Here is a 1,224-nt window from a genome sequence, read left to right on the forward strand (position 1 = left end):
TTTAAAACTTTGCAACACAACCCTATTTTTATATTTAATTGCTATATTTTCTAATTGTAGGTGATTTATAATCTTTAATGAAGCTTTCAATTTCAATTATATCATCTGAGAATAAGATGTTATTCCTATCATCTTGACTTAAGAAGCCTTCAGACACCATATGATCAAACATATTTCTTAGGTGATTAAAATAACCATCGATATTATAAAGAACGCATGGACTATCATTTTGACCAATTCGAGACCAAGAGATTACCTCTGAAATTTCCTCTAAAGTTCCTGGTCCACCAGGTAATGCAATAAATGCTTCTCCGAGAGCCATCATTTTCCCTTTTCGTTGTGGCATATTTTCTACAACAATAAGCTCTGATAAATTAATGTGGGCGATTTCTCTATCTTTTAAAAATGTAGGCATAACACCAATTGCTTGGCCTCCATTATTAATAATGGTATCAGCAATTACTCCCATTAAGCCAACTTTTCCGCCACCATAAACTAAATCATGATTATTCTTAATCATCCATTCACCAAGTTCTACTGTTCTCTGACTGTAGATTGGGTTATTTCCGTTACTTGCACCGCAAAAGATGGTTATTTTCATTCTTCAAATCTCTTTTCTAATTTGTTTTTATGTGTCTCAATAATTTCTTCTAAGGAAATGTTGTATTGATCTGCAAGAATAAATATATTATCCAATACATCCCCAAGCTCTTCTTTGATATCGTTTAAATTTTCGTTGCTTGATTTCTCGATTTCATCTGGTCTATCACGACCAATTTCATATTTTCGAATAGCTTGCGCTAATTCCCCAACCTCTTCGCATAAAAAATTACTTCTTATAAATGAGTTATACTGGTACCAATTTCTGTTTTTGTAAAATTCACTAACCCATTTTTGATAAGCTGTTATATCCATTTGAACCTCCCAAAATATCTTATAGAATTATATCATATTATAAATTAAAAGAAGTAGTTAAGGCAATTTTGGATTACAATGTTCGTGAATGAAGTGAGAAACATTTAATCATATTTTGAAATTTAGATTAAATAAGTTTAATTACGTAGTTTAAAATAGAAAAAATCAACAGTCCGTCAATCCCTAAGTAATAAGATAAAAATTGATGACTAGATAGAGACCATTTCTTTTATTGTAGGTTTATTTTGAATTTATAAATAACAAAAGTTATCTTTGGATAAATTCGGGTTCTGTTGCAAAGTTTTAAAT

The 1,224-nt window shown here is 30.1% G+C and carries 2 protein-coding genes; both read right to left on the reverse strand.

Going from position 1 to position 1,224, the window contains the following annotated elements; translation table 11 throughout:
• Nucleotides 1-34: 34 nt before the first annotated feature.
• Entirely contained in the window at nt 35-601 is a 567-nt protein-coding gene (locus tag HMPREF2731_RS00060; RefSeq protein WP_024636404.1) for an LOG family protein, read from the reverse strand.
• Complete coding sequence (locus HMPREF2731_RS00065) at nt 598-915, reverse strand: MazG nucleotide pyrophosphohydrolase domain-containing protein (RefSeq protein WP_024636405.1); 318 nt, start codon at nt 913-915, stop codon at nt 598-600. The genes HMPREF2731_RS00060 and HMPREF2731_RS00065 overlap by 4 nt, the downstream gene beginning before the upstream one ends.
• Between the last annotated feature and the right edge of the window lie 309 nt (nt 916-1,224).

This window comes from Enterococcus sp. HMSC072F02, assembly GCF_001837725.1.
GTDB lineage: Bacteria > Bacillota > Bacilli > Lactobacillales > Enterococcaceae > Enterococcus_B > Enterococcus_B lactis.